The sequence below is a fragment of the Xinfangfangia pollutisoli genome (genome assembly GCF_020179405.1).
GTDB lineage: Bacteria > Pseudomonadota > Alphaproteobacteria > Rhodobacterales > Rhodobacteraceae > Pseudogemmobacter > Pseudogemmobacter pollutisoli.
The window spans coordinates 1-7570 of sequence record NZ_JAICBZ010000125.1; the positions used below are offsets into that span (position 1 = coordinate 1).

A 7570-nucleotide genomic window follows, 5' to 3' on the forward strand; every position below is an offset into this window, starting at 1 on the left:
CTTGCCCCCCCGCCCCGCCACCTGCCCCGCCGCCTGCCCTGGCGCGCGGCGGCGGCCGTGGCGCTGCTGGCCTTGGGCTTTGCCGGCGGCTGGGGCCTGGCGCAGCAGGCGCGCCCCGCCGCGCGCGGCCTCGCCCAGGCGGCGCTGGCCAGCTATGCGACCTATGCGGTCGAGGAACGCCACCCGGTCGAAGTTGCGGCCGATGACGAGGCGCATCTGGTGCAATGGCTGTCGAAGCGGCTTGGCACGAAGATCCGCCCGCCCGATCTGGGGGCCGAGGGGTTCCGCCTGATCGGTGGCCGGCTGCTGCCGGGCGACGCCGCCCCGGCGGGGTTACTGATGTATGAAGACGATCTTGGCCGCCGGCTGGCGCTATATGTCACCCGCAGCCGCGGCGGGCCGGAAACCGACCTGGCCTTCGCCGAGGCGCGGGATGCAGGCGGCGCGCAGGCTTTCTGGTGGGTCGAGGGCGATCTGGCCTGTGCGCTGGCGGGCGATCTGCCGCGCGACACGCTGCGCCGGCTGGCGCTGGCGGCCTATCACGGCCTGACCGAGGCGTGACCCGCGCGCCCCATGAAAAAGGCGCGCCAGTTTCCTGGCGCGCCCTCTGTGATCCGGTAAGGGTGCCGGATCAGTTCACCGTTTCGGCCTTGTTCTCGATCACCGCGGCCGGCGCCGAAACCGCACTGGCGATCTCGATCCGGCGCGGCTTCATCGCCTCGGGAATTTCCCGCACAAGGTCGATATGCAGCATGCCATGTTCATGGGCGGCGCCCGTCACCTTCACATGATCGGCCAGCGCGAAGCGGCGCTCGAAGGCGCGGGTCGCGATGCCGCGATGCAGGAAGCTGCGTTCGCCTTCTTCCGGCGCCTTGCGGGCCGAGACGGTCAGCGCGCCTTCCTTCACCTCGACCGACAGCTCGTCAGGGGTGAAGCCGGCCACCGCGATCGAGATGCGATAGGCATTCTCGGCAGTCTTCTCGATATTGTAGGGCGGATAGGAGGGCTGGGCCACATCGGCCGACAGAACCCGGTCCATCAGATCGGCCACACGGTCGAAGCCAACGGTGGCGCGGTAGAGCGGAGCAAAATCAAAGCTGCGCATGTTCTTCATCCTTTTCAAAGCGATGCGTCGTGACGCCCGCCCCGTTTGCGGGGGCCGGGCCGGTTCACCGGGCCCATGCTGGCACCCGGTAGGGATGATCTGGGAAGCCCGACCCGGGCTTTCAAGGGGGGCGCGGCCGGCCATCGCGCGGGCGTCACCGCCGCCGCGGGCCGGGTCCAATGCCCGGGCTCAGGGCGTGACGAACTTGGCGCCGCCCCCGGACGAGGCCGCGTCGCCGCCCTTCAACACGCGCACCCCCGAGACCGACTTCTGCCCGCCCGGGGTCCGCTCCAGCTCGGCCAGGGCCACGGCCAGCGGATGGTCCAGCGGCACGGCCAGCGCCACCTTGCGCCCGTCATATTCCGCCTTGGCCGAAATCACCGACACGACCCGCGCCACGCCATCCTGCACCGTGAAGACCGGCGCGCCCGAGGATCCGAAATCGATATCGCAGCTCAGGATCATCGCCGAGGCGCGGGCGGCCAGAACCGCGCAGCCCTGCTCGATCGAGGGCGTCTCTTCACGGCCCTGCGCATAGGACACGACCGAGACGGCATCGCCCGTGCCGGGCCGCATATCGGTGCCGAAAGGCGCAAGCTGCGGCAGCAGGATCGGCTGATCCAGTTCCAGCACCGCCACGTCATGGGCGACCCGCTCCATCTCGTCGGCGCCGGTATAGACATAATCGGGATCAATGGCCGAGCGGCGGATGCCGCGATAGGCCTCGGCCCGCCCGTCGCGCCAGCCGGCCTGGAAGGTGATCAGGCTGTCGGGCGTGCGGGCGCCGGTTTCCTTGTCATACAGGCAATGCGCCGCGGTCAGCACCCGGTCGGGCGCGATCAGCGCCCCGGTGCAGAAACCGCGCTTGCCCAGAATCAGCTTGCCGACGCTTTCCCAGCCCTTGACCGCATCGCCGGTGCGCATCGCCACCAGCCCGCCCGAGCCGGTCTCGGCGATCTCGCCGGTCTGGGCCGGCGCCATCAACGGCAGGGCAACAAGGGCGACAAGCACAAGGAAGGGACGGATCATCGGGGCCTCGGCAGGGGATGCATCAGCCCTAGGGGCGAATTCTGACGGTTTTGCGGCGAGACGCGGCCCGCCGCAAGCCCCGGCTCATCCGGCCAGCGCCCGCGGCTTCGGCCCGCCGGTCGCCCAATCCAGCAATTCCACCGTATGCACGACCGGCACCGCGGTGCCCGATCCGATCTGCATCATGCAGCCGATATTGCCCGCGGCGATCACCTGCGGCGCCTTCGCCTCCAGCGTCGCCACCTTGCGCGCCTTCAGCTGGGCCGAGATTTCGGGCTGCATCAGGTTGTACGTGCCGGCCGAGCCGCAGCAGAGATGGCTGTCGGCCGGTTCCACCACCTCGAAGCCCGCCTTCTTCAGCAGATCCTTCGGCGCGGTCTTCACCTGCTGGCCATGCTGCAGCGAACAGGCGGCGTGATAGGCAACCCGCAGCCCCTTGGGCGCGCCCTGGGGAAGGCCGATCTGCACCAGAAGCTCGCTGATATCGCGGGCCATCCCGGCCACGGTGGCCGCGTCCTGCGCCAGCGCCGGATCGGTGCGGAACATATGGCCGTAATCCTTGACCGTCGTGCCACACCCGCTGGTGTTGATCACGATCGCATCCAGCCCCGCCTCCGCCTTCTCGGCCATCCAGGCCCGGATATTGGCGGCGGCACTGGCATGCGACAGGTCGGTCTTGCCCATGTGATGGGTCAAGGCCCCGCAACAGCCCGCCCCCCTGGCCACCACCACCTCGCAGCCCAGCCGGCGCAACAGCCGGATCGTCGCATCGTTGATATCGGTGTTCAGCGCCTTCTGCGCGCAGCCGGTCATCAGCGCGACCCGCATCCGCCGGTCGCCCGTGGCCGGAAAGACCTGCGCATCGTCATTGCGGCTGACCGGAGGGATCACCTTCGGCGCCATCGCCACCATGGCCTTCAGCCGCTTGTCGGGCAGAAGGAAGGCAAAGGGCCGGGCAAGTTTCGCCCCCAGCAGCGCCAGCCGGAACCGCTTCGGATAGGGGATCACCCGCGCCAGAACCGCGCGCAGGGCGCGATCCATGACCGGGCGCCTGTAGGTCTTTTCGATATAGTCGCGCGCATGGTCGACCAGATGCATGTAATGCACGCCCGAGGGGCAGGTGGTCATGCAGGCCAGACAGGACAGGCAGCGGTCGATATGCTTGACGGTCTTCGCGTCGGCCGGCCGGCCCTTTTCCAGCATGTCCTTGATCAGGTAGATGCGGCCGCGCGGACTGTCCAACTCGTCGCCCAAGACCTGATAGGTCGGGCAGGTCGCGGTGCAGAAACCGCAATGCACGCAGGTCCGCAGCACCTCATTCGCCCGCGCCGTGCCGGCATCGCGCAGCTGCTCGGGGGTGAAATTCGTCTGCATCAGACCATGCCTCCGGGGTTGAACAGGCCTTTCGGGTCGAACCTGGCCTTCAGCCCCGCCTGCAGCGCGGCCACGCCCGGCGCCGGGGGCGGAAAGGCCGGCGCATCCTCGGCGCCCTTCAGCCGGGCGGCCTCGCCGCGACCGGCCAGCGCGGCGCGGATCCGCGCGCCCTGGCCCGCCGCACAGGTCAGCCACAAAAGCCCGCCGCCCCAGTCGAAAACCGCCGCATGCGCCACGCCCGCCGCCTCCAGCGCGGCGGGCACCGCCAGCGCCTCGGAGGGCACGCAGGCGATCCGCCACAGGGCCTCGCCCCGCCCGACCAGCGGCGCCAGATCGCGGATGTCGCGCCAGATCGCGGCCGAGCCCGCGCCCTCGACCAATGCCCAGTCGCCGCCCAGCAGCGCGCGCAGCTGCGCCGCCCGATAGGCGACCGACCCCGCCATGCCTTCAACCCGCACCAGCGCCTGGCCCGCCGCATAGGCCGCGCCCGAAATGTCATAGGGCGAGCCCAGCGCCCGGCGCAGCGCCGCCAGCCCCGCTGCCGCCGGCAGATCCGAGACCAGCGTCGCCTCGGTCTCGGGCAGGGCCTGCACCTTGAAGGCGATCTCGGTCACCACGCCCAGCGTGCCCCGGCTGCCCGCCATCAGCTTGACCAGATCATAGCCGGTGACATTCTTCATCACCCGCCCGCCATTCTTGACCACCGCGCCCGTGCCATCGACGAAACGCAGGCCCAGCGCCGCATCCCGGCAGGCGCCCAGCTGCAGCCGCCGCGGGCCCGAGGCGTTTTCGGCAAAGACCCCGCCAATGGTCGACACGCCGGTCCGCCCCAGCACGGCGCGCAGGTCGGGCACTTCAAAGCCCAGCCGCTGCCGCTCGGCGGCCAGAACCGCCTCGACCTCGGCCAAAGGCGTGCCCGCCGCCACGACCAGCGTCAGCGCCGCCGGCTCGTAAAGCCGCACCCCGACGATCCCCGAGCAGTCCAGCCCAGCACCCGCCAGCACCGCCCCGCGCGTGCCGCCGCCGCGCAGGGCAAAGGGCTGCGTGGCGCCGCGCAGCAGTTCGACAAGGTCCGTCTCGCTTGCAGGCCGCATGCCCTGCCCTCTTTCATCTGTCGAAAAATATCCTCGGGGGGTCCGGGGGGCGAAGCGCCCCCGGCGGCCCTCCGCCCCTTACCCCGCCCGCCGTCCGGCACTGGCCGCCAGCGGAAACACCTTGGCCGGGTTCAACAGCCAGCCCGGATCGAACACATCCTTGACCCGCATCTGCGCCTCAAGATCCGCGGGCGCATATTGCACCGCCATCAGGTCGCGCTTCTCGATCCCCACCCCATGCTCGCCGGTCAGGCAGCCGCCCACCTCGACACAGAGCTTCAGGATCTCGGCCCCCATCGCCTCGCAGCGTTCCAGATCGCCGGGCGTATTGGCGTTGTACAGGATCAACGGATGCATGTTGCCGTCGCCGGCATGAAAGACATTGCCGACATCCAGCCCGAATTCGCGGGAAATCTCGCCGATCCGCCGCAGCACCATGGGCAGGGTCGAGACCGGGATCGTCCCGTCCAGACACATGTAATCGTTGATCTGCCCCATCGCCCCGAAGGCCGATTTCCGCCCCAGCCAGATCCGCTTGGCATGTGCCTCGTCCTGCGCCTCTTCCAGCGCCACCGGAGCGTGGCGCCGCGCGATGGCGGTGATCGCGGCCAGCTGTTCGGCGATCTCGGCCTCCGACCCCTCGACCTCGACGATCAGCAGCGCCTCGCAATCGGGGTAGCCGGCATGGGCGAAGGCCTCGCAGGCGCGGATGCAGGGCCGGTCCATGAATTCGATCGCGACCGGCAGGATGCCCGCGCGGATGATATCGGCCACGCATTCGCCGGCCACCTCGTTCGAGGCAAAGCCCATCAGCACCGGCCGCGCGCCTTCGGGCTTGGGCAGGATCCGCAGCCAGGCCTCGGTCACCACGCCCAACTGCCCCTCGCTGCCGCAGATCACGCCCAGCAGGTCCAGTCCCGCCGGCTCGCCCCAGGGCCCGCCGATCGTGACCACTTCGCCATCCATTTTCACCAAGGTCACGCCCAGAAGATTGTTGGTCGTCACCCCGTATTTCAGGCAATGCGCCCCGCCCGAATTCATCGCGATATTGCCGGCAATCGCGCAGGCCAGCTGGCTGGAGGGATCGGGGGCGTAGAAGAACCCCTCGGCCTCGACCGCGCCGGTCACCGACAGGTTGGTGCGGCCGGTCTGTACCTGGATGAAGCGGTTCTCGTAATCGGTCTGCACCACCGCATTCATCCGCGCCACGCCCAGCACCACCGAATCCTCGGTCGGCATCGCGCCGCCGGCCAGCGAGGTGCCCGAGCCGCGCGGCACCACCGGCACGCCTTCGTCATGACAGACCTTCAACGCCGCCGCGACTTCGGCGGTCGAGCGCGGCAGGACCACCGCCAAAGGCAGGCAGCGATAGGCGGACAAGGCATCGCATTCATAGGCGCGGGTCTCTTCCTCGGCCGAGATCACCGCATCTTCCGGCAGAACCGCGCGCAGACGCGCGACGATCCGGTCCTTGCGCGCCAGGATGCGCGCGTCGGGCACTGGCATGTCCATGGCTGACCCCCCGCTGAATTGGTAAAACAATATAACCAATTCCCATGGATCGCAACGCCCAACTTGCGCCGCCGCGCCCGGGCCCGGCCGGGGCCTCCGGCGGGGATATTTTTGCAGAGAGGAAGGCCCATGCCGCCCTTTTCCATCCTGCCTACTTCTCTGCGCAGAGATCCCGGGGCTTTCCGCTTGCACCCGGCCGGGCAGCAATGGCATTTCTGCGCCATGGACTGGGTCAAGATCATTCATCTTCTCTGCGTCATGGGCTGGATGACCTCGGTCTTCGCCGTGCCCCGCGCGCTGATCTACTGGAAGCGCGAATGGGCGCGGCTGGGCGGGCCGGGGCCCCTGGGCGATCTGACCTTCCGGCTTTACCGCTTCTCGGCGGGGCTTGCGGTGATCGCGGTGATCACCGGGCTGTGGCTTGCCTGGTCGGTCTGGGGCTTCCAGCCCTGGCTGCATCTGAAGATCACTCTCGTCACCCTTCTGGCGCTGCATTTCGTCTGGACGGGAAGGCTGGTCGCGCGCGCGCGCCGCGGCATCTTCCGCGAAAGCGATCTGTGGCTGCGGATCTTCAACGAGGTCTCGGTGATCGCCACCCTGGCGATCCTCTGGGCCGTCGTGGTCAAGCCGTTCTGATGGGCTTTCTGGCGCGGATGGCCGAGGTTCCCATCGCCGATCTTCTGGCGCTTCTGACGATCCTTTTCGCCTGGGTCCTGACCGGGTATCTGTCCGAGCATCCGCCGAAGTCGCGCCCCTCGGTGACGGTGCTGATGGAAAGCTACCGCCACGACTGGATGCGGCACTTCGTGACCCGCACGCCGCGGCTGTTCGACGTGTCGCTGATCGGATCGCTGCGCCAGGGTACGACCTTCTTCGCCTCGGCCTCGATGATCGCGATCGGCGGTGGCGCGGCGCTGATCGGCAATACCGCGACGATGCGCGAACTGGCGGCCGATCTGCCGCTGGATGCCGACCGGATCGACCTGGCGCTGAAGATCCTGCTGCCGGTCGCCTTCATGGCCAATGCGCTGCTGAAATTCATCTGGGCGCATCGGCTGTTCGGCTATTGCGCGATCCTGATGGCGGCGGTGCCGAACGACCCCGCCGACCCCGAGGCCTATCCGCGCGCCGAACAGGCGGCCAAGATCAATGGCACCGCGGCGAAAAGCTACAATCGCGGGCTGCGGGCGATCTATTTCGCCCTTGCATCCCTGGGCTGGCTGTTCGGCCCGCTGGCGCTGGTCCTGGCCACGCTGGCTGCCACGGGCGTGGTGCTGCGGCGCGAATTCTGGTCGCAATCGCGCGAGATCATCCGCATTCACGGCGGGCTCTAGCGCCCTTCTGCCGCCGCCCGCTCTATTGCCTTCCTCTCTGCAAAAATATCCCGGGGGGTCCGGGGGGCTGGCCCCCCGGCGGCCGGCCATCCCACCGCCACTCAGACCGCTTTCGCGCCGCG

The 7570-nt window shown here is 69.0% G+C and carries 8 protein-coding genes; 3 read left to right on the forward strand and 5 right to left on the reverse strand.

The features are described from left to right. A partial coding sequence (locus K1Y73_RS20640) for an anti-sigma factor family protein (RefSeq protein ID WP_404819117.1) occupies positions 1–561 on the forward strand: 561 nt, incomplete at its 5' end. A 70-nt stretch (positions 562–631) separates the two neighbouring features. Here K1Y73_RS20640 and K1Y73_RS20645 read toward each other — a convergent pair. The 5 genes from K1Y73_RS20645 to K1Y73_RS20665 all read right to left on the reverse strand — a co-directional run bounded on the left by K1Y73_RS20645 (position 632) and on the right by K1Y73_RS20665 (position 6114). Further along, positions 632–1105 carry an Hsp20 family protein gene (locus K1Y73_RS20645; RefSeq protein WP_225030231.1) on the reverse strand — a complete coding sequence of 158 codons (474 nt, stop codon included), beginning with the start codon at positions 1103–1105 and terminating at the stop codon, positions 632–634. A 189-nt stretch (positions 1106–1294) separates the two neighbouring features. Further along, positions 1295–2134, reverse strand: coding sequence for a trypsin-like serine peptidase (locus tag K1Y73_RS20650; RefSeq protein WP_225030233.1), 840 nt, complete (start codon positions 2132–2134; stop codon positions 1295–1297). Positions 2135–2218: 84 nt separating this feature from the next. Continuing rightward, a complete protein-coding gene (glcF, locus tag K1Y73_RS20655) occupies positions 2219–3508 on the reverse strand; it encodes a glycolate oxidase subunit GlcF (protein WP_225030234.1) in 1290 nt (429 codons plus the stop codon). Then, the gene (locus K1Y73_RS20660) at positions 3508–4602 is read right to left on the reverse strand and encodes an FAD-binding protein (RefSeq protein ID WP_225030235.1); all 1095 of its coding nucleotides are present in this window, start codon (positions 4600–4602) and stop codon (positions 3508–3510) included. The genes glcF and K1Y73_RS20660 overlap by 1 nt, the downstream gene beginning before the upstream one ends. Before the next feature lie 78 nt (positions 4603–4680). Next, positions 4681–6114, reverse strand: a complete 1434-nt coding sequence (locus tag K1Y73_RS20665; RefSeq protein WP_225030236.1) for an FAD-linked oxidase C-terminal domain-containing protein — start codon at positions 6112–6114, stop codon at positions 4681–4683. 222 nt (positions 6115–6336) lie between these two features. Between K1Y73_RS20665 and K1Y73_RS20670 the strand changes: the two genes are divergently transcribed. Next, complete coding sequence (locus K1Y73_RS20670) at positions 6337–6750, forward strand: CopD family protein (protein ID WP_225030237.1); 414 nt, start codon at positions 6337–6339, stop codon at positions 6748–6750. Continuing rightward, entirely contained in the window at positions 6750–7448 is a 699-nt protein-coding gene (locus K1Y73_RS20675; RefSeq protein WP_225030238.1) for a DUF599 domain-containing protein, read from the forward strand. The genes K1Y73_RS20670 and K1Y73_RS20675 overlap by 1 nt, the downstream gene beginning before the upstream one ends. Positions 7449–7570 lie beyond the last annotated feature (122 nt).

Excerpts from the sequence above, each read along its gene's own strand:
- K1Y73_RS20645 (WP_225030231.1), bottom strand. The coding sequence starts at position 1,105 with ATGCGCAGCTTTGATTTTGCTCCGCTCTACCGCGCCACCGTTGGCTTC.
- K1Y73_RS20650 (WP_225030233.1), bottom strand. The coding sequence starts at position 2,134 with ATGATCCGTCCCTTCCTTGTGCTTGTCGCCCTTGTTGCCCTGCCGTTG.
- glcF (WP_225030234.1), bottom strand. The coding sequence starts at position 3,508 with ATGCAGACGAATTTCACCCCCGAGCAGCTGCGCGATGCCGGCACGGCG.
- K1Y73_RS20660 (WP_225030235.1), bottom strand. The coding sequence starts at position 4,602 with ATGCGGCCTGCAAGCGAGACGGACCTTGTCGAACTGCTGCGCGGCGCC.
- K1Y73_RS20665 (WP_225030236.1), bottom strand. The coding sequence starts at position 6,114 with ATGGACATGCCAGTGCCCGACGCGCGCATCCTGGCGCGCAAGGACCGG.
- K1Y73_RS20670 (WP_225030237.1), top strand. The coding sequence starts at position 6,337 with ATGGACTGGGTCAAGATCATTCATCTTCTCTGCGTCATGGGCTGGATG.
- K1Y73_RS20675 (WP_225030238.1), top strand. The coding sequence starts at position 6,750 with ATGGGCTTTCTGGCGCGGATGGCCGAGGTTCCCATCGCCGATCTTCTG.